This is a genomic window from Mesorhizobium sp. WSM4976, from assembly GCF_029625685.1.
Classification (GTDB): Bacteria; Pseudomonadota; Alphaproteobacteria; order Rhizobiales; family Rhizobiaceae; genus Mesorhizobium.
On the sequence record NZ_JARTVT010000021.1, the window covers coordinates 104,025 to 122,984 of the forward strand.

Consider the following 18,960-nt stretch of genomic DNA (forward strand, 5'->3'; position numbering starts at 1 on the left):
GGACGGGCGGGACGGCGGGTTTCGTCCGAGCGACGCGTCAACTTAGGCAAGATGGCCGAACTGCGCAAATGCCGGGGCGCGTCTTTCCCTTCTTCCTTGTGGGAGAAGGTGAGGACGGCGCTAATGCTTCAGCACATCCGCCCATTCCGGGTGGCGGCGGAACTGGGCATTGGCGAAGGGGCAGAGCGGGATGATCTTCTTGCCGGCCGCGCGCGCATCCTCGACAGCACGGGTGACGAGCCGAAGCCCGGCGCCCTGGCCGCGAAACACGTCCGGTACCTCGGTATGATCGATGATCAGCTGATGCTCGCCAATCTTGGTGAAGGTCATCTCGGCTTCGGCGCCGCCGGGGCCGCGCAGCACGTAGCGCCCCTTGGAGCCCCGGTCTTCCAGTTCGATCTCGGGCAATTGGTCAGCCATTTATTTGCCTCCTTCGGCAGCCGGCGCAAAAAACCGCCGCACCGCTTCGATTTCATTCGGCCGAACTTCATGCCCGCCGTCGTGCCATTCCACTGTGACATCCGCGCCATCGGCGCGCAAATAGGCCTCGAGCCGCGATGTCAAATTAGGCGGGCAGATCGGGTCGCGCCTGCCGGCCGTGATCAGCATGTGGCGGCCGGCAAGGCTGCCTTGCACCTTCGGCTCGAACGGGATCAGCGGATGCATGAGTGCCGACGCATCGAACAGCGTCGGCTCCTCGAACACCACCGAAGCCAGGATGTTGGCGCCGTTGGAATAGCCGAGACCGAACACCGCCGAGGGCTTTGCCGCCTCGACATGCGCCCTGACGAAGCGCGCCATCTTCGATGTCGCGCGCGCCAGGTCGTTCATGTCGTAGACCCCCTCGCCGGTGCGGCGGAAGAAACGTGCAGCACCATGCTCCGACACATCGCCGCGCGGCGAGATGATTGTCGCCGAAGGCAGAAGCTCGCGGCCGAATCCGAGAAGCTGGTTCTCGTCCGCGCCGGTGCCGTGCAGGACAAAGAGCAGCGGACTGCCCGGCGGACCGGGCAGCATTTTGTGGATGTAAGCGTCCTTGCTCATGGCTTCAGTCTTCCAGCTTCTGCAGGTGCTCTTCGAGGTAAGGCCGCAGATGCTGATGCTGCGTCGGCAGCTTCAGCGCCTCGCCGAGATGCGCGGTATCCTCGTCGCGGTCGAAGCCGGGCTCGTTGGTGGCCACCTCGAACAGGACGCCGCCCGGCGTGCGAAAGTAGATCGCCCAGAAATAGTCGCGATCGATGACCGGCGTCACGCCATAGCCGGTGTCGATCAGTGCTTTGCGCACCTCAAGCTGCTTGGCGCGATCCTCGACCGCAAAGGCGACGTGGTGCACCGAGCCGGCGCCGAGATTGGCGAAGCCGGCGCCCGGCAGCGATTCGATGTCGACGACATCGGCGCCATTGCCGTTCTTAATCGCCAGCCGGCGGACGTTGCCGGACTTGTCGACCTCTTCATAGCCCATGAACTTCAAGAGCTCCTCGGTGGCGCCGCCGTCCTTCAGCCGGAGCGAGACCGAGTGAAAGCCGCGGATCGCCTCGTCACCGGGAACACTGCCCTTGACCCAGGGCGCTCTGCTGTCGGCCTTGTCCTCGACCAGCGCGAAGCTGTCGCCGTCCGGGCCGGTGAAGGTGAGCCGCTTTTCGCCGAAGCTTTCGGTGCGGGCAACATTGCCCACGCCCTCATCTGCGAAGCGCTTTTCCCAATAGGCGAGCGTGCCCTCCGGCACCGAGAACACCGTCGTGCCGACCTCGCCGACGCCGTGCCGGCCTTTGCCGATATCGGGGAACGGAAAATAGGTCATCACCGAACCCGGTGTGCCGACCTCGTCGGCGTAGTAGAGATGGTAGACATCCGGCGCGTCGAAATTGACGGTCTTCTTCACCCGGCGCAGGCCGAGCTTCTTCGTGAAGAATTCATTGTTGCGGCGTGCGTCGCTCGCCATCGAGGTGACGTGATGCAGGCCCTGGATCTGATTGAGCATGGTCGTGCTCCTTCCCTTGTTCTTGCGCGGCCCTCGCCGCTGTCCACGCCAATATGAGGATAGGCGGGCCTTCGGCAAAGCGGGCATACACAGAATGGACTGTATCAATAAAGTGAACGATCGTTCAAAATATGTTCACCGAACTATCACCACCACTGACTTGCAACGCCAGTGATTTCCGTTCCATCTGAGGGCGCTTCCACGAGGAGACGATCTTGGACCACCAGCCTCGCCGCCCGAATGTCCTCCTCATCACCTGCGACCAATGGCGCGGCGATTGCCTGTCGGCGGCCGGCCATCCGGTGGTGAGGACGCCGAATGCGGATGCGCTCGCAGCCGAGGGCGTTCTCTTCCGCCGCCATTATGGCGGAGCAGCACCCTGTTCTCCCGCACGCGCGTGTCTCTATACCGGGCTTTATCAGATGAACAATCGCGTCTGTCGCAACGGCACGCCTCTCGACGCGCGCCATGGCAACATCGCGCTTTCGGCGCGCGCGACGGGCTACGACCCGACCCTGTTCGGCTACACCGATGTCTCGCTCGACCCGCGCCGGCTAGCGGCCAGGGATCCGCGCCTGCGCAGTTATGAGGGCGTGTTGCCGGGCTTCACTGTCCGGCAAGCTTTGCCTGAGCATCAGAAGCAGTGGCTGTCATGGCTGCGGGCGCAAGGCATCGACACGGGCGCCGGCAGCCCCGGCATCCACCGTCCGGCCGAAGGGCAGGCGGAATGCGACGTCACCAACGCGCCGCCGGTCTATTCGAAGGACCAAACGCCGAGCGCTTTCCTGGCCGGCGAATTCATCCGTTGGCTTGGCGAGCAGGAGGAGCGGGCGCCATGGTTCGCGCACATCTCCTTCATCAGCCCGCACCCGCCCTTCATCGTGCCGGAGCCTTACAACGCCATGTACGATCCGGCTGAAGGTCCTGCCTTCAAGCGCGCGGCAAATCGGCAAGCCGAAGCCGCGAGCCACCCCTACCTCGCCTACGATCTCGCCCTCCAGAAAAGAACGAAATTCGTTCCGGGCATAGAGGGCAACGTGCCGGACTGGAGCGAGGAGAATTTCCGCCGTATCCGCGCGATCTATTACGGCATGATTTCGGAAGTCGATGCGCAGCTCGGCCGCATCTGGCGGGCGATCAGATCGGCGGGCGCCTGGGACGACACCATCATCGTGCTTACATCCGACCACGCCGAGATGATGGGCGATCATTTCATGCTCGGCAAAGGCGGCTTCTTCGACGCCAGCTACCACGTTCCGCTGATCGTCCGCGACCCGCGCCGGAGAGCCGCGGCGGGTTCATCCGTGGATCATTTCACCGAAGCCGTGGACGTCTTTCCAACCTTGCTCGACCTGATCGGCTCCGCGCCGCAGCGCCATCTCGACGGCCGCTCGCTCACGCCGTGGCTTGACGGTGACCGGCCCGGGAACTGGCGCGACGCCGCGCATTGGGAATTCGACTTCCGCACGATAGCGGAAGGCGAAGCCGAACGCCATTTCGGCATGGAGTCGCGCGACTGTAACCTCGCCGTCATCCGCTCGGCCGACTTCAAATATGTTCATTTCGGTGGCGGCCTGCCGCCGCTTCTGTTCGATCTGGCGCAAGACCCGGAAGAACTGAACAACGTGGCGAACGACCCGGCTTATCTGCCGGTGCGGCTGGAGTTCGCGGAGAAGATGCTTGCCTGGCGCGCCGCTCACCTCGACCAGTCGCTGGCATTGTCTGAGCTGACGGACGACGGCGTGGCCGGATACGTGAATCGGCCAATGGCGCAGTAAGGCAAAGGGCAGCATGTGGGAAATCCACCCGCTGCCCTTCTGCTCTATTCGTTTACTTCAGCAACATCCGCTGCTGGTCGCGATTGGCGGCATAACTGCTCTTGTCATAGGCCGTTTGCGCCTGCAGCTGTTCCTTGGTGAAGTTGGTGTAGAGATATTTCTTGCCGTTCTTGTCTGTCATGAACTTGAGCTTGTCCATGCCGACCGCCACCTCCTTGGCGCCGATGCCGAGGAAACCGCCGACATCGACGATGACCGCGTCCGGCTTGTTGTCGGGCGTCAGTACGACGTCGCCGATGGAACCGATCTTGGCGTCGTTGGCGCCATAGACCGTGGTACCCTTCAGGTCATCGACCCTGATATTGCCCATGGGCATTTCGGTCAGCGTCGACTTGTCGATCGATGCGGTCTTGGTGGCGTCGGTGGCCGCAGCGCCATTATCGGCAGGTTTGTTTTCAGCCATGGTCTGGGCCGGCGCCGTCGCGGGCTTGGTCTCCGCGGTCGACTTGGCGGGCTCTGCCGGCTTGGCCTCCTTGTCGGAGGTCGTGTCCGAAGACACCACCGCAGGCGTGGTCGCTGCAGGAGCGTTGTTCGCGGCCGTCGTCGTGGCCGGCGCAGGATCATAGGCCTTGCGGTTGAAGTCTGGCTGGGCCTGCAGTTCCTCCTTCGTCGTCTCGGCCACCAGCCAGCGGTCGCCGTTCTTCTCGGCCCATTTTGCCTTGGCGAAGTCATAGGCGACGTTCTTCGTGCCGATGCCGAGGAAGCCGCCGACGCCGATCACCAGCGATTCGGCCTTGCCGTCCTTGGCAAGCACGATGTCCTTCACGTCGCCGATCTTCTGGGCGTTATCCGCGGTGCCGTTGTATACCGACTCGCCCATGATATTGGTGGCGAGGTTGCCCTCGGCCTTCTTCACCGGCTCGGCAGGTTGCGCGGCGGCCTGCTTCTGCGTCCCCGTCGCATCGGTCGTAGCCGGCTGAGTCGCGTCGGCCGATCGCGCCGGATCGTAAGGCTTGCGGTCGAATTCCGGCTGGGCTTTCAGTTCGTCCTTCGTGGTCTTGGCCACCAGCCAACGGTCGCCATTCTTCTCGGCCCATTCCAGCTTGCCGTAGTCGAAAGCGACGTCCTTCTTGCCAACGCCCAGAAAGCCGCCAACGCCGATGATGGCGGACTTGGCCTTGCCGCTGGAATCGAAGACGACATCATCGACCTTGCCGATGTTCTGAGCGTCGTCGCCGGTGCCGTTATAGACGGACTCGCCGATGATATTGGACATCAGCGCGCCTTCGGCACGCGGCACCGGAGCCGTGCTTTCAGCTGCGGGGGCCTGTTGAGCCGGAGCGGGGGTCGTCTGTGCAAAAGCGCCGGTTGCGAGCAGTGTAGCGATCGCGGTGGTCGCAAAAAGAGTGCGGATCATGATGGTGTCTCCTCGTGCCTGATTTGTGCATGTCGCTCACGCGGCCAGCCTCTGAACGGCGGGCCGGGAGCGGCAGTGTCGACAGGTTCACAACGTCGTGACCGAGGTGTTGTTCCAACCACGACGCGTTACGAGCATCTGGTTGCCAAACCTCCGGTGGAACCTTTGCGGCCGCATCATCGTTCCAGCCCGCGGCTGAGGGGGGCTGGCGGCTCAACGCGGCCTGAACGGAATACGGAGCGGGTATGCGGTTTGCTGCGGTGCTTAATCGGGACGGCGGCACGCTCCGCACCCTCGATATGGAGGCTTTTTCCAGACAGCTGCGTCAGACGCTTGAGGCGGCGGGACATTCGGTCGAGATCGACATCGTTGCCGGCCGAGATGTCGCCACCGCGCTGGAGAAGGCCATCGCCAGGCGCAACATCGACGTAATCCTTGCCGGTGGCGGCGATGGCACGATCTCGACCGCGGCGTCCCTTCTCATGAACAAGAAGAAGGCATTGGCGATTTTACCCGCTGGGACGATGAACCTTTTTGCGCGCGGCCTGGGCATTCCGCAGACACTGGAGGCAGCGCTGCAGTCCTTTGCCGATGGCGAGGTGATCGCCGTAGACATGGCGAGCGCCAATGGCCAGCCTTTCGTGCATCAGTTCTCGGTTGGCATGCATGCCAAGATGGTTCAGCTGCGTGAGAAAATGGATTTCGGCTCGCGCCTTGGGAAGATGCAGGCCTCCGTGCGCGCCGCTTGGGCGGCGATCAAGAATCCACCGGCGCTGAAAGTGAGCCTGAGCATCGGCAAGGCCGAGATCGTGACGCGCACAACGGGCATCGGCATATCCAACAACCTGTTCGGCGAGGGCCACCTGCCTTATGCCGATAATCCGGCCGGCGGCGTGCTCGGCATCTACGTCAGCGTTGCGCGCCGGCGTCATCACCTGGCAAAGCTGCTGCTGGACATGCTGCGTGGCCGGCTGCGCCGGAGCGCCCATGTCGAAGTTCATCAGGCCGGCAAGGTTGTCCTCAAGGTCCTCTCGCCCGCCAGGAAATTCAGCGCCGTCCTCGACGGCGAACTGATCAGGCTCGAGCGCGAAACCACGATCGAAATCCACCCAGGCGCCTTGAACGTCCTTGTTCCGTCGAGCGGCGCCAGCGCAAAGGCAGCTTGAAGCCAGCGCGACTTTCAGGGTTTCGCGGTCGATTGGCCTGGAGCGGTGCCCTGCTCGGTGCCAGGCGGCTGCGGTACATGCTGCTCGCCGGAAGTCGGCGACTTTATCAATTCCCCATAAATCTCCACCGCCCCCCAGGCAATGAAGGCCAGCAACAGTCCGGCTATGAGAATCCTTAAAGCGTGCCAACCCCAGTGTCCCTGGCGGGCTTTGTCTTCAGGAACGATCTTGGTCATGGCTGGCCTCCAATGTTGCGTGTCTGGCCAAGCGTTTCGGGCGCGGCACGATCGGGTAACGGGCCCTTGCCGTGAAGGTTCCGAGCGATACCGCGTTGAGGATCATTGAACGAATGAGGCCCGAAGCAGGCGTTTGAAGCTCGCCAGCAAGCCAGCCGTGAGGGCCATGCCTAAGCAGGCCCCCACGATGAAAGGCCTCGACAGCCTAATGCAGGTCGTCCGGACCTTGCTTTGGCGGCGGGGGCCTAGTGTTCTCCCTATAGATGGCGTAGGCGACGACAGCAAGCGCGGGCGCGGCGATGACTGCCAGCCCGCCCTTGCTCTTGGCAAGTGCCGGAAGCAGGGCAAGCGCCGCGGTAACACCCACCGCCGTCATGTCGGCCTGTCGTCGTCGCGCGCGGCGCTTGCCGCGCGCGCTGGCGGTCAGCTTGTGGATGACGATGATCAGCCCGGCAACCACCAGGAACCCGATGCCGAAGCCCAGGCTGGTCGCCAACGGCCCGTAGCGCGCCGCCAGCCAGATATAAGCGGCGCCGATGAGGAAGCCCACGCCGCACAGGGCAAAGACAGCGGCAAGTCCGTAGAGGATTGCCGCCATTCGCGCTCTTTGCAAAGCGGCTATCGCCTCGCCCGAGGCGAGGGCCGAGATCAGCGAGACAAGCGTCCCCATCTGAGGCTAGCGGCGGGAAAGAAGGGCGAAGAGGAAACCGACGCCCGCTGCGATCGCCAGCGACGTCACCGGCTTCTCACGCACCTTGGCTATCAGTTGCGCCTCCATGTCCTCGGCGCTTCCCCGCATGCTCTCGAAAGCGGCTTCGCCTTGCGCGCGCAGCTGTTCAACGCCGTCCGCGGCGGCGCGGCGCGCGGCGCCGTAACCGTGCTGGCCTGTTCTGGCGAGTTGCTCCGTGAGCTTCTGGATATCAGCCTTCAACTGCTCGATATCGGCTTCGAGATCGGCGGCGGTTGCTTGGTCCGTTGCGGATTTGCCTGCGGCGGTTGCCATTCTCTAACTCCTTGCGTTTGCGTTGCTTTCAACGCCCGTTCTGCACCATGGTTCCGGGCACGGTCTCTCACACCTGAATATCGACACAACCCTAGATCAGCGGCCTGCGTTCCTCGCCCATCCCTTCCCAGCGGGCGAGCTTCTTCAGCCCATCATAGTCGATCACTTCGCAGCCACCATCCCGCCACAGGACCAATTTGCGGTCCATCAGCTTGCGGATCGTCTTGTTGGTGTGGACAAGTGAAAGGCCAAGCGTGTCGGCGATGTGCTGTTGCGTGATCGGGATCTGCACCGGCGTCTTGCCATTGAGGCCGGCGCCGCGAGCCCGGCTGGCGATAAAGGCGATAAGATAGGCAGCGCGCTCGAGCGCGGTGCGACGGCCGATGCTGAGCAGGTTCTCGTCCAGCATGCGCTCCTCGCGCGAAGCGATCCAGGTTATGTCGTAGGCAAGACTGGGGTGGTTGCGATAGAGTTCCTGCAACTGCTCGCGTTCGAAAACGCAAAGCAGCATCGGCGAAAGGGCTTCGACGGAATGCTGCATCTCGCCCATCAGACTGCCCTGGAGGCCGATGAGATCGCCGGGCATGGAAAAATTGAGGATCTGCCGCCGCCCGTCGGGCAACAGCTTGTAGCGGAACGCCCAGCCCGACAGCACCGTGTAGAGATGAGCGCTGTGGCTGCCTTCGACCAGGACCGTCGCCCCCTTGTCGACCGCAAGTTCACCGCGCTTGAAGGTACTGATGAATGACAATTCCTGCTTATCGAACTCACGGAATGCAGGCAGGGGCCGCAACGGGCACTTTTCGCAAGGATACTGACGGCTGGCGACGGAACGTGCGCTTTGGCTGGACATTTCGACCCCTCTTCGAAATCCCTGCCCTGGTGGGCGCAGGGAAACGCTTGAAAACGGCAGGGGTTCCGCAGGCTTCCGCGCCTGTTTTTTTAGCCATGTCTTTTTTAAATGACATGCCGACAAATTCCGCGCATCAGTGCGGTCCTGCCAGGAGAAACCGATAAGTGCCAGCACTGCTAGACGGACTGCGTATCCTCGTCCTGGAAGACGAGTTCCTGATCGCGATGGATGTCGAGCAGCTTTGCCGCGACCACGGTGCCGCGGAGGTTACGATCGCCCGGGAGATCGCCGAGATCGACGGGCAAGCGCTGTCCGCGCGCTTCGACGCGGCGGTTGTCGATCTTATGCTCGGCGGCGTCTCGACCCTGGATTTCGCCGTCCGGCTGCGCAGCGAGGGCATACCGTTCGTGTTTGCCTCCGGCTATTCGGATTCGGACGAGGTCAAGGGCTCTTTTCCGGATGTCCGGCTGGTCACCAAGCCTTACTCGGGCGACGATTTGATCGAAGCCGTTGCCATGGCCTGCGGCCGGGTCGCCCCGGCCTGACACCATCCCTGGAATTGGCAGGTAACGGTCAGCTCAAGCCGCGTTCGAGCCTGTGACCTGCGCCGAGATCGCATCAGGCCCGAATTCGTCCTCTCCGGAAATCTTGAGGATCTCCTGCAGCCTGGTGCGCGCCCGGCTGACCCGGCTCTTGATCGTCCCGACCGCGCAGCCGCAAATCTCGGCGGCTTCCTCGTAGGAAAAGCCGGAAGCGCCGATCAAGATGATGGCTTCGCGCTGGTCCTCGGGCAGCTGCTCGAGCGCGCCGCGGAAATCCTTGAGGTCCAGCTGACCATGCTGGGCCGGATGAACGGCAAGCCGAGCCGTCATGATGCCGTCGCTATCCTGCACTTCGCGGCCGCGCTTGCGCATCTGCGAATAGAATTCGTTGCGCAGGATGGTGAACAGCCAAGCCTTGAGATTGGTGCCCGGCTGGAAACTCTCATGCTTGTCCCACGCCTTGACCAGCGTTTCCTGGACGAGGTCGTCGGCCCGGTCGGCGTTCTGCGTCAGCGACACCGCAAAAGCACGCAGGCTCGGGATCGCACCGAGCAGCTCGGTCTTGAAGCTCTGGGATACCGCCGCCATGCCTCAGTCCTTTTTCTGGGCAGGTTCGGTCTGTTCCAGTTGGCTGAGCAACTGAGCGAAACGGTCCGGTACATGATCCGAGACCAGCTCGTCGTAATATTGCTTGAGCTTGCGGGCAATTTCGGAGTTTGCTCCAAGCGGGTTGCCATCCCCGTTCCGATGCCTGCTTTTGGCATCAGCCATTTGTTTTTTTGACATTTCTTTCATGTTAGCCCTAGTTTCCAGCACCCGAACCGCTCTTCGACTTCACAACACAACGCAAGCGGACCCCTCGTCTGGTTGCCCATCCCGAGACCCCGAAACGTCGGCCTGCTAATTTAGTTCCACGGCTAGCGGAACTTTTTCCAAAAGCCGGCGTTTGATTTTTCGGGGCTTGCAATCTGCGCGGCCTTGAACGTGCAACGTCATCTGAGGGAGACGTAAATAATGAGTTTGTCCGCAACCATCGCTCCGCATCTCCCGTTCCTGCGCCGGTTCTCGCGCGCGGTGTCTGGATCGCAAGAAAGCGGTGACGCGCTGGTCGCCGCGATGCTGGAAGCCATCATCGCCGACACCAACATCTTCCCCGAAGCCTCCAGCGACCGTATTGCGCTGTATAAGGTCTTTGCCAGGCTCTTCACCTCCGTCGCCATCCGCGTGCCGCAGGAGCAGGCCCAGACGGCTTGGGAACAACGGGCGGCGGCCAATCTGAACGCGATCGCGCCCCTGCCGAGGCAGGCTTTCCTTCTTGTAGCCGTGGAAGGTTTCAGCGAGGACGAGGCAGCGGAAGTTCTCGATGTCGACGAGGACGAGTTCTCGGAGTTGCTTGCGCAGGCAAGCAGCGAGATTTCGCGGCAGGTCGCGACCGATGTGCTGATCATCGAGGACGAGCCACTGATTGCCATGGATATCGAAGAGATGGTCGAAAGCCTCGGCCATCGGGTCGTCGGCACGGCACGGACACACGCCGAGGCAGTGGCCATGTTCGGTAAGACGCGGCCGAAAATGGTGCTGGCCGACATCCAGCTCGCCGACGGCAGCTCAGGCATCGAAGCCGTCAACGAGATCTTGTCGTCGACGCCGGTACCGGTGATCTTCATCACAGCCTTCCCGGAACGGCTCCTGACCGGCGAACGCCCCGAGCCGGCTTTTCTTGTCACAAAGCCTTTCAATCCCGACATGGTCAAGGCTCTGATCAGCCAAGCCCTGTTCTTCGACCGTCAGGCCAAAGCCGCCGCCTGATCCGCTCCGAGTTTTGGAGCGTTTTTAAGAGTCATGCGAGGCCTTCTCGCCTCGTATGACGATCGACCTTTTGCGATCTGAAAAGTCGCTTCAAAGGGGATCGTCTTTTTCAGCAAATGGTGGAACAAACGGCACCTAGCCACGTTCCTTTCCCGACATAGCAAGGAGACGCATCATGCTGTACTGGGCGCTCGTATTTCTCGTAGTTGCGATCATCGCCGGCGCGCTTGGGTTCGGCGGCATTGCCGGCACATCGGCGGGCATCGCGCAAATCCTGTTCTTCATCTTCCTCGCCTTCCTGGTGATTTCGCTGATCGCAGGCCTCTTCAGGAGAGCCTGACCGCGACACTGGAAGCCGCACCCCTCAAACGGTTTCCAGCCACCGCCGGGCGGCGTCTCGAAAGAGCGCCGTCCGGCGGACCGTTTTGGGGAGCAAGCGGCGTCGGAACCAGTTGTGGAGTGAGCCGTTCAAGAACCGAGTGCGGGGATGTTCCGATGCCTCCCGAGGACCCCACGAAGGACAGGACTGAAAAGCAGGACGAAGAGGTGATCGCTATGCATCCCGCCGAAAGCGGGATGCAGGTGGGACGGGCCCTGCTTCATGCCCTGCACAATGCGGGAATCTCGGTTCTTTATCAGGACCGGCAGATGAAAACGGTCTGGGCGCGCAACATGAGCGCGCCCTGGGCGTCCGAAACCGCCGACGGCAAGGACCTGCTTTCCCCGGCCCAGGCCGAACGCATAAGGGCCGTCAAGCTCAAGGTGATCGAATCCGGCAACGCCGACCAGCTCGAGCTCAGCATTCCAGGAAGCCAGGGCGTCCGCTGGTTCCAGCTTTGGATCGATGCAGACCGCGGCGATACAAGCGAGGTCCTTGGCGTCGTCACCACCATGGTGGAAACGACGGAGCAGAAACGGCGTGAGCAGACGCTGAAGACGTTGCTGCGCGAAGTCAGTCATCGATCGAAAAACCTCCTGGCCATCATCCAGAGCATCGCCACACAGACAGGGCGCTACACGGAGACGCTCGGTGATTTCCTGGCGCGGTTTCGCGGCCGGCTCCAATCGCTCGCTTCCTCGCAGGACCTGGTCACATCCTCCAACTGGCGGGGAGCGGCGCTGCAGGAACTCGTATCCGGCCAGGTCGGCCGCTACAGCGCTGATCTGGCCCGAAGCCTGCGATTCGCGGGCGACAATCCTTATCTCAATCCCAATGCTGCCCTGCATATCGGCCTGGCGATGCATGAATTGGCCGTGAATTCGGTAAGCTACGGCGCGCTGTCGCGACCGGACGGCCACGTCGAGGTGAGCGCAAGGCTTGAACCCGAAACCGGAACCTCGCCCAGCCTTTTGCTGACCTGGACGGAGGCGGTCGGCGACGCGCCGCGCAATGAAAAGCGCTTTGGCAGCGTGGCGCTGGAGCGCGTCGTGCCGATGTCGCTGAACGGCTCCGCGACGCTCCAAATCGGCAAGGACCGCATGGAATACCGTCTCACCGTCCCTCATGGAAATTTCGAGACGGATTGATTGCGCCCTATGATGCCAAGCTTTGCCTTAATCCTCTGTTCACCATAAAGTCCGATCCTGTGCTGCCGGCTGATGATGCGCCGGAAACCCGTCCGTGCCGCCCGGCGCGCGATCTGGGAGACTGAAATGATGGTTGCCGATATGAACAAGCTGGAGCAGGCCGCCCGTGTCTCGATGAGCGGCTTCCAGGATGCTGATCCGCAGCCGGCGCCGCGATCATCCCATCTTCCGTTCCGCCTTGGCGCGGTGGCGCTTCTCGCCGCCGTGGCCCTGACCGCCGCCTTGCAATTATTCTGATCCTTGGATGCGGCTTGGACCGCGAGCATGTCGATCAAGGTTGCGCGGCGGCTTTGGGAAACGGCATGCATCAGGAACAGGACTCAAAGCCCATCGCCTGCCATGCGATGCTATGCTTTGAACGCGGCCCTGGAACTTTCGCTCGCCGAAAATCGTTGTTTGCGGCGAGAGGTTTGGAGCCATGGAACACATCGCCGCACTGCTCTTCGTCGTCGGTTGCTCGAGCACAATGACCGATTGCCGCGAGCTCGAAGTGCCGGTCAGCGTCTTTGAGACCGCCCAAGCCTGTGTCGCAGAAAGACCCTTCGCCCTTGGTGACCTGCAGGGCAGGGCTCCCCGCATTATCGGCGAATGCCTGGCCGTCGATCCGGCTCTCGAAGACGATTACGACCATATCGCCTGGAGCGTGAGGTCCGACGGCACTCTGGCCGCGTCTTTGGAGGTTTCCGGCATGCTTGTCGCGTCGAACAGCGTGCGGCCCGAAAAAGACTATCTTAAACAACAGTAAGATCGGGCAGGCAAAGCCCGTTTTTTCATGCTAAATGGCGGCTGGCACTGCCGAAAAGTGAGGACAAAAGTGAGGAGCATTTCAATGCGGAAGATGATCATTGCCATGGTTGCCGTGGTCGCCGTCAGCGGCTGCACCACGACCGAGCAGGACGTGGTCGGCGGCGGCCTGATCGGCGCCGGCATCGGCGGCCTGGTCGGCGGCGGCAAAGGCGCGCTGATCGGTGCGGCCGTCGGTGCCGGATCGGGTCTCCTGGTTCGCAACCTGCGCAACGGCTATTGCATATATCGCCACCGTGACGGCACGACCTACAAGGCCCGCTGCAACTGATATCGGAGAAGAACCGGAGGCCGCTAGCCGGCCTCCGGTGTCGGCCCGCTGATTCGCAAGCCAGTGCGAGCCGTTTTGGCCGCTCACTCGGCCAGCGGGATTTTGATTTCCACCTTCAGTCCATCGTCACGGTAGTCGCGCGCGATCGTGCCGCGTAATTCGCGCGTGACGTTGAGATCGATCAGCTTGGTCCCGAAGCCTGTCTTTGCCGGCGCCTCCAGTTTCTTCTGACCCGCTTCGCGCCAATTCAGGGTAAGCGTTCGCTCGCGCCCGCGCCCCTTCACGTTCCAGTCGACCTTGAGGGCACCCACCGAATTGCCGGCATCGCCATATTTCAGCGCGTTGGTGGCGAGTTCGTGGAAGGTTAACCCCAGCGCCTGAGTCGTCGTCTCGTCGAGCAGCACTTGCGGCCCGGACAGCACACCTTCAGGGATGTCTTTGCCGAATACCTGCCCGAGCTCGATACGCAGCAGGTCGCCGAGATCGGCCTTCTGCCAGCGCGAGCGGGTGAGCATATCCTGCGACGCAGCCATGGCCTGTAGGCGCGCCGAGAACGATGCCGAGAACTCCTTGACGTCGGTGGCTTGCGAGGCCGTCTGCCGCGCGATCGCCAGCACGCGGGTGATCGAATTCTTGATGCGGTGCTTCATCTCCTGCAGGATCAGGTCCTTTTCCAGCAGGCTCTTTTCCGTCGCCTCGTGCAGCGCCGATTTGGCGTCATAGGCACGCTCCTGATAGCGCGCCACCAGGGCGATGGCCCCTGCAAGCAGCAGGCCGAACAGCCCGAGCATCACCGGAATGGCACGCGAGGACGGCGGCTCGAAGGGGCTTGTCGGCCTGAACAGCAGCGTCCAGGGCCGACCGGCAACAACGATATCGCGGCGCGCCAGAAGCTTCGCCCCGATGCGCTCCGCCGGCGGCGCTTCCGACCGGAACAAAAGATTGCCGGCCTCGGGCTTGCCGTCATAGACCTCGACATTGACGGGCAGCAGCGGCGCGCGGCTGAGCGCGACCTGGAACAGATCCTGCGCGCGGAAGGCCGCGTAAAGAAAGCCGGCCGTCGAGGAGCGGCTTGCATTGATCACCTCGGGCGCGGTTTCGACGTTCAGCCGCACGAAAACAAGGAAACCCGTGAACGTCTGCGCCACGCCGGCGCCCTGGCCGAGCTGGACCAGGCCGCTCGCATGCTGCTGGTCGTCGGCCATCGCCTTTTCGATCGCCTCGCGCCGCACCGGCTCGCTAAACATGTCGAATCCGATGATCGACTGGTTGGACGTGTCGAGCGGCTCGAACAGTACGATCGGCGTGCGCCATTGCTGGGTCGTCGCGGGGTAGATCGGGTGGGCCGCCCCATGGTCGCGCAGGATATCGCGTTCGACCGCGGCCTCGTCGCCGGCTTTGGCGAGCCTGAGAAAGCCTATGCCGCGCAGGCCAGCGAAGTTGTCACTGATGTTCAGCGCGGTGAAGAAGGCGTTGAATTCGCCGCGCGTGATGTCGCCGTTGCGGGCATCGAACAGCGCCTGCGTCGAACGCAGCAGCGACAGATGCAGGTCGATGCGGCTCTCGATGCGGCTCAGCGCGTCGTCGGCGGTGCCCTCGAACTTGATCCGCGCCGCCTCTTGCGTGGCGAAATAGGCGAACCCTGCCATCGTCAGGCTGATCAGCGCGACGGCGACAAAGGCAACGATAGGAAAGAGCTTCTTCAAATCAAAGATGTGGCCCGTGGACGGTCGACGATCTTTATGGGCAAGTCTCCGCGTCAACACAATGGCGCGGTCAAATCATCACCGTGGCTGGTACATCACGCAGCCGTTAATTAGCCGGCTATATGCGTGAGTTTACGCCGCGATCTTCAGCGCGCCAGGGCCTGGAATGGCGCCGGGCGGACATTTGCCCAAAATGATCATGCCGAGCACTTCGTCCTGGGTGACGTCGGTGGTGCGCGCGGTGCCGACCACTTGGCCGTTCTTCATCACGCAGACCCGGTCGGCGAGCTCGAAGACGTCATGGATGTCGTGGCTGATCAGGAAGATGCCGATGCCGTCGGCCTTGAGCTGCTTGACCAACTCCCCGACCTGCGCCGTCTCCTGCGGCCCGAGCGCCGCCGTCGGCTCGTCCATGATCAGGATGCGGGCGTTGAACAGGATGGCGCGCGCGATCGCCACCGACTGCCGCTGTCCGCCCGACAGCTTGACGACCGGCTCCTTGAAGCGCTGGAAGCGCGGATTGAGCCGGCCCATCACCTTGCGCGCCTCGGCTTCCATGGCGACGTCGTCCAGCGTGCCCCAGCCGGTCATCAGCTCGCGCCCGAGGAAGAGATTGGCCGCGGCATCGACATTGTCGGCCAGCGCCAGCGTCTGGTAGATCGTCTCGACACCGTATTTCTTGGCGTCGCGCGGATTCGAGATCGAAACCTCCTCGCCATTGATGAAGATCTGTCCGCTGTCGCGCTTGTAGGCGCCCGACAGGATCTTGATCAGCGTCGACTTGCCGGCGCCGTTGTGGCCGAGCAGCGCCATCACTTCGCCGGGGAAAAGATCGACGGACGCGTCGTCGACGGCGCGGATGCCGCCGAAGGCGATCGAGATGTTGCGCATATCGACCAGTGGAACGCCGGCGGGAGCGGATTTGTCAGCCATGTTGTTTCTCCTCACTGATCAGGCCCGCTTTCGATAAAGTGTGTCGAGCCACACCGCCACCACCAGCACGGCGCCCACGACGATGCTCTGCAGCGGGGAATCGACACCGAGCAGCACCATGCCGGACTGCAGCGACTGCATCAGCAGCGCGCCGAGCATGGCGCCGAGCACGGTTCCGGAACCGCCGGCGAGCGACGTGCCGCCGATGACGGCTGCTGCGATGACCAGCAGCTCGTCCAGCGTTCCGAGCGCATTGGTGGATGAATTCTGCCTGGCCGAGGAGATCGCCGCCGCGATCGTCGCCAGCACGCCCATGATCATGAACACCTTCATGGTGATCCAGCGCGTGTTGATGCCGGCGAGGTTGGCCGCTTCCGGATTGCCGCCGATGGCGAAGACATAGCGGCCGAAGCGCGTGCGCTTGGTGACGAAGGTCATGATCAGGCCGACGGCGACCGCCATCAGCACCGGAATGGCGATGCCATGCGCAATGAACAGTCCGCCTTCGGGGACGGTGATGTTGTTGGCGGCGGCATAGCGGTTCACGATGCCGACTGGCCACGGATAGGAATTGGCAAGCCACACGGCGCCCAGGATGATCGCGCAGGTGACCGTGGCAAGCAGCGTCTCGGCCCAGACCGGACGCAGTGGGAAGCGGAAGCGCTTGCGTTGCACGCGGCCGTTGAAATGCATGAAAATAACCGCCAGGCAGGCGACGATGCCGACAACCCAGCTCCATTTGGCGCCGATCGAGCCCGCCGGACCGCCGCCCATCAGCTGGAACGTGGCGTCGAGCGGCGCGACGGTCTGGCCGCTGGTGACCCACCAGGCAGCGCCCCGCCACACCAGCAATCCGCCCAGCGTGACGATAAAGGCCGGCACTTCGAGATAGGCGATGATGAAGCCCTGGAAAGCGCCGATGATGAGGCCGAGCGCCAGGCCGATCAGCAATGCGAGGACCCAGATCCACGGATTGCCGAGCTCAAGCCCGACGAAGCGAACCAGGAAATGCACCTGGGCAAACCCCATGACCATGCCGATCACCCCTTCGGCCGATCCGACCGACAAGTCGATGTTGCGCATGACGATGACCAGCACCATGCCGGAGGCCATGATCGCCACGGCCGAAGTCTGCACCGACAGGTTCCAGAGGTTGCGCGGAGTGAGGAAGGTGCGGCTGTCGAAGTCGAGCGGATTGACGCCGAGGCGCAGGCTGGAGATCACATGCAGCCCGACCCAGATCAAGAGCAGCGCGCCGATCATGCCGAGCATGCGGGTGTCCAGCTCGGTTGCCTTCAGGAACCGGGCGACGGCGCCCAGCTCCGAGGCGCGCGCGGTGTCTGCCGGTTGGGTAGACGTCGTGTCGGTCATGATTTCCTCTCGCCGGCTTGCCCGTCTGGCGCGGATGCCGGAGCAAGCCTAGAAGCTATCCGCCAGAAGCGGAAACACAAAACTTTCTGAGAAAACGCCGCGGCTTCTAAGCAAATCCCAGGAAAAGTGCGTAGCGGTTTTCCGTCCGGGATTGCGGCCAAAGGAACTGGAGCGGTTCAACGAACCGCTCCGAGCCGCGGCGTAGGTGTCTTGATCGAACGTCGGCGAGCTTAGTTGCAGACCTTGACGCTGCCGGCGGCAACGCCAGCGCAGACTTCGTCCTTCTTGATCCAGCCGGCATCGATGACGACGTTGAGATTGTCCTTGGTGATCGCGATCGGGGTCAGGAACAACGACTTGACGGTGTTGCCGCCAGGCGTCGTGAAGTCCTTGGCGCCGGCGATGTCACCCATTTTCTTGCCGTCGGCGAGCTGCGAGGCGATCTCGGCGGCGTTCTTGCCGAGCTCGCGCGCGTCCTTCCACACCGAGACGGTCTGCGTGCCGAGCGCGATGCGGTTGAGCGCCGCGTGGTCGCCGTCCTGGCCCGAAACCGGAACGGTGCCGGCCAGGCCTTGCGCCGTCAGCGCCGCGACGACGCCGCCGGCGGTGCCGTCATTGGCCGCCACGACCGCGTCGACCTTGTTGTCGTTGGCGGTCAGGAATTGCTCCATGTTCTTCTGCGCGTTGGCTGGCAGCCAGCCGTCGGTATAGGCCTCGCCGACATTCTTGATCTTGCCGCTGTCGATCGCTTCCTTCAGCACTTCCATCGAACCCGAGAACAGGAAGTCGGCATTTGGATCGGAACCCGAGCCCTTGATGAAGACGTAGTTGCCTTCGGGCTTGGCCTTGAACACCTCACGGGCTTGCATGCGGCCGACTTCCTTGTTGTCGAAAGTCAGGTAGAAAACGTCCTTGTTCTCGATCAGGCGATCATAGCCGACGACCGGGATGCCTTCATCGAGCGCCTTCTGCACGGCCGGGCCTATCGCCGAGGCATCCTGCGCCAGGATGATCAGCGAATTGGCGCCCTGCGAGATGAGGCTTTCGACGTCGGTCAGCTGCTTGCCCGGGTTGGACTGCGCGTCGGCCGAAATATACTTGTCGCCGGCGGCCTCGATGGCGGCCTTCATCGCCGCTTCGTCGGTTTTCCAGCGCTCTTCCTGGAAATTCGACCACGAGACGCCGATCACCTTGCCCTTCGCCTCGGCAACCGAAGCCAGCGTCAGCGACATGGCAACGCCCGCCAGGATGGCGGCTGCGAATTTCTTCATGATATCCTCCCTGCGCCTTGTGCGGCGCGACCCAGACTGGCCCGAAGGCCGGCATAGAGGCTTTTTTTCGAGCCTCAAAAAAATACTGGTCCACCGATATGAAGGTGTCAACCGAGATTCTGATGGCTTTTGATGGGCCAAGGCATTTTTTTCGGCGTCCGCAATAAATAATGACATCGGCTTTGGCTTCTGCCACTATTCCCAGCGTGTCAGCGACAGGCCATGGCATCAT

Annotated in this window: 23 protein-coding genes; 9 read left to right on the plus strand and 14 right to left on the minus strand. The window is 62.6% G+C overall.

All coding sequences use genetic code 11. The annotated features are described in order from the left end of the window. Positions 1–120: 120 nt before the first annotated feature. Genes P9272_RS24470 through P9272_RS24480 form a run of 3 tightly spaced genes read right to left on the minus strand, consistent with a single transcriptional unit; the run spans position 121 to position 1,981 of the window. Positions 121–420 (minus strand): GNAT family N-acetyltransferase, encoded by a 300-nt coding sequence (locus P9272_RS24470; RefSeq protein ID WP_128258873.1) that lies wholly within the window; start codon positions 418–420, stop codon positions 121–123. Next, complete coding sequence (locus P9272_RS24475; protein ID WP_128258872.1) at positions 421–1,044, minus strand: alpha/beta hydrolase; 624 nt, start codon at positions 1,042–1,044, stop codon at positions 421–423. It lies immediately after the preceding gene. 4 nt (positions 1,045–1,048) lie between these two features. Beyond that, on the minus strand, positions 1,049–1,981 hold the full coding sequence (locus tag P9272_RS24480) for a VOC family protein (protein WP_278162520.1): 933 nt from the start codon (positions 1,979–1,981) through the stop codon (positions 1,049–1,051). 215 nt (positions 1,982–2,196) lie between these two features. Here P9272_RS24480 and P9272_RS24485 point away from each other — a divergent pair, with 215 nt between their 5' ends. Then, positions 2,197–3,759 carry an alkaline phosphatase family protein gene (locus P9272_RS24485; protein ID WP_278162521.1) on the plus strand — a complete coding sequence of 521 codons (1,563 nt, stop codon included), beginning with the start codon at positions 2,197–2,199 and terminating at the stop codon, positions 3,757–3,759. A gap of 52 nt (positions 3,760–3,811) precedes the next feature. Here P9272_RS24485 and P9272_RS24490 read toward each other — a convergent pair whose 3' ends face one another. Continuing rightward, a complete protein-coding gene (locus tag P9272_RS24490) occupies positions 3,812–5,176 on the minus strand; it encodes a PRC-barrel domain-containing protein (protein WP_278162522.1) in 1,365 nt (454 codons plus the stop codon). A 245-nt stretch (positions 5,177–5,421) separates the two neighbouring features. On the opposite strand from P9272_RS24490, the gene P9272_RS24495 reads away from it, so the two are divergent. After that, complete coding sequence (locus tag P9272_RS24495; protein WP_128258868.1) at positions 5,422–6,342, plus strand: diacylglycerol kinase family protein; 921 nt, start codon at positions 5,422–5,424, stop codon at positions 6,340–6,342. A 14-nt stretch (positions 6,343–6,356) separates the two neighbouring features. Here the strand turns inward: P9272_RS24495 and P9272_RS24500 are convergent, their stop codons facing one another. From P9272_RS24500 to P9272_RS24515, 4 genes are all read right to left on the minus strand, one after another. Then, positions 6,357–6,578, minus strand: a complete 222-nt coding sequence (locus P9272_RS24500) for a hypothetical protein (protein ID WP_278162523.1) — start codon at positions 6,576–6,578, stop codon at positions 6,357–6,359. 205 nt (positions 6,579–6,783) lie between these two features. Then, a complete protein-coding gene (locus tag P9272_RS24505) occupies positions 6,784–7,248 on the minus strand; it encodes a phage holin family protein (RefSeq protein ID WP_278162524.1) in 465 nt (154 codons plus the stop codon). 6 nt (positions 7,249–7,254) lie between these two features. Next, positions 7,255–7,581 (minus strand): DUF883 C-terminal domain-containing protein, encoded by a 327-nt coding sequence (locus P9272_RS24510; RefSeq protein ID WP_128258865.1) that lies wholly within the window; start codon positions 7,579–7,581, stop codon positions 7,255–7,257. Positions 7,582–7,672: 91 nt separating this feature from the next. After that, on the minus strand, positions 7,673–8,434 hold the full coding sequence (locus tag P9272_RS24515; protein ID WP_128258898.1) for a Crp/Fnr family transcriptional regulator: 762 nt from the start codon (positions 8,432–8,434) through the stop codon (positions 7,673–7,675). Positions 8,435–8,598: 164 nt separating this feature from the next. Here P9272_RS24515 and P9272_RS24520 point away from each other — a divergent pair, with 164 nt between their 5' ends. Beyond that, positions 8,599–8,979: a response regulator gene (locus P9272_RS24520; protein WP_128258864.1), complete on the plus strand. Its 381-nt coding sequence runs from the start codon at positions 8,599–8,601 to the stop codon at positions 8,977–8,979. A gap of 33 nt (positions 8,980–9,012) precedes the next feature. On the opposite strand, the gene P9272_RS24525 is transcribed toward P9272_RS24520, so the two are convergent. Together P9272_RS24525 and P9272_RS24530 are read right to left on the minus strand one after the other, a co-directional pair. Continuing rightward, positions 9,013–9,564: an RNA polymerase sigma factor gene (locus P9272_RS24525; protein WP_027166584.1), complete on the minus strand. Its 552-nt coding sequence runs from the start codon at positions 9,562–9,564 to the stop codon at positions 9,013–9,015. Between the two features lie 3 nt (positions 9,565–9,567). After that, entirely contained in the window at positions 9,568–9,771 is a 204-nt protein-coding gene (locus P9272_RS24530; protein WP_042641626.1) for a NepR family anti-sigma factor, read from the minus strand. Positions 9,772–9,990: 219 nt separating this feature from the next. Here P9272_RS24530 and P9272_RS24535 point away from each other — a divergent pair, with 219 nt between their 5' ends. From P9272_RS24535 to P9272_RS24560, 6 genes are all read left to right on the plus strand, one after another. Continuing rightward, the gene (locus tag P9272_RS24535; RefSeq protein ID WP_128258863.1) at positions 9,991–10,785 is read left to right on the plus strand and encodes a response regulator; all 795 of its coding nucleotides are present in this window, start codon (positions 9,991–9,993) and stop codon (positions 10,783–10,785) included. A 175-nt stretch (positions 10,786–10,960) separates the two neighbouring features. Further along, positions 10,961–11,125, plus strand: a complete 165-nt coding sequence (locus P9272_RS24540) for a DUF1328 domain-containing protein (protein WP_018429836.1) — start codon at positions 10,961–10,963, stop codon at positions 11,123–11,125. Positions 11,126–11,280: 155 nt separating this feature from the next. Next, entirely contained in the window at positions 11,281–12,312 is a 1,032-nt protein-coding gene (locus P9272_RS24545; protein WP_278162525.1) for a sensor histidine kinase, read from the plus strand. Between the two features lie 126 nt (positions 12,313–12,438). Then, the gene (locus P9272_RS24550; protein WP_278162526.1) at positions 12,439–12,609 is read left to right on the plus strand and encodes a hypothetical protein; all 171 of its coding nucleotides are present in this window, start codon (positions 12,439–12,441) and stop codon (positions 12,607–12,609) included. A gap of 181 nt (positions 12,610–12,790) precedes the next feature. Next, positions 12,791–13,117: a hypothetical protein gene (locus tag P9272_RS24555; protein WP_278162527.1), complete on the plus strand. Its 327-nt coding sequence runs from the start codon at positions 12,791–12,793 to the stop codon at positions 13,115–13,117. 84 nt (positions 13,118–13,201) lie between these two features. Beyond that, entirely contained in the window at positions 13,202–13,447 is a 246-nt protein-coding gene (locus tag P9272_RS24560; RefSeq protein ID WP_278162528.1) for a YMGG-like glycine zipper-containing protein, read from the plus strand. An 83-nt stretch (positions 13,448–13,530) separates the two neighbouring features. Here the strand turns inward: P9272_RS24560 and P9272_RS24565 are convergent, their stop codons facing one another. The 4 genes from P9272_RS24565 to xylF all read right to left on the minus strand — a co-directional run bounded on the left by P9272_RS24565 (position 13,531) and on the right by xylF (position 18,728). Beyond that, complete coding sequence (locus P9272_RS24565; protein ID WP_278162529.1) at positions 13,531–15,153, minus strand: CHASE domain-containing protein; 1,623 nt, start codon at positions 15,151–15,153, stop codon at positions 13,531–13,533. A gap of 132 nt (positions 15,154–15,285) precedes the next feature. Then, positions 15,286–16,086, minus strand: coding sequence for an ATP-binding cassette domain-containing protein (locus tag P9272_RS24570; protein ID WP_278162530.1), 801 nt, complete (start codon positions 16,084–16,086; stop codon positions 15,286–15,288). Positions 16,087–16,104: 18 nt separating this feature from the next. Beyond that, complete coding sequence (locus P9272_RS24575) at positions 16,105–17,457, minus strand: sugar ABC transporter permease (protein WP_278162531.1); 1,353 nt, start codon at positions 17,455–17,457, stop codon at positions 16,105–16,107. Positions 17,458–17,687: 230 nt separating this feature from the next. Further along, entirely contained in the window at positions 17,688–18,728 is a 1,041-nt protein-coding gene (gene xylF, locus P9272_RS24580) for a D-xylose ABC transporter substrate-binding protein (RefSeq protein WP_278162532.1), read from the minus strand. Between the last annotated feature and the right edge of the window lie 232 nt (positions 18,729–18,960).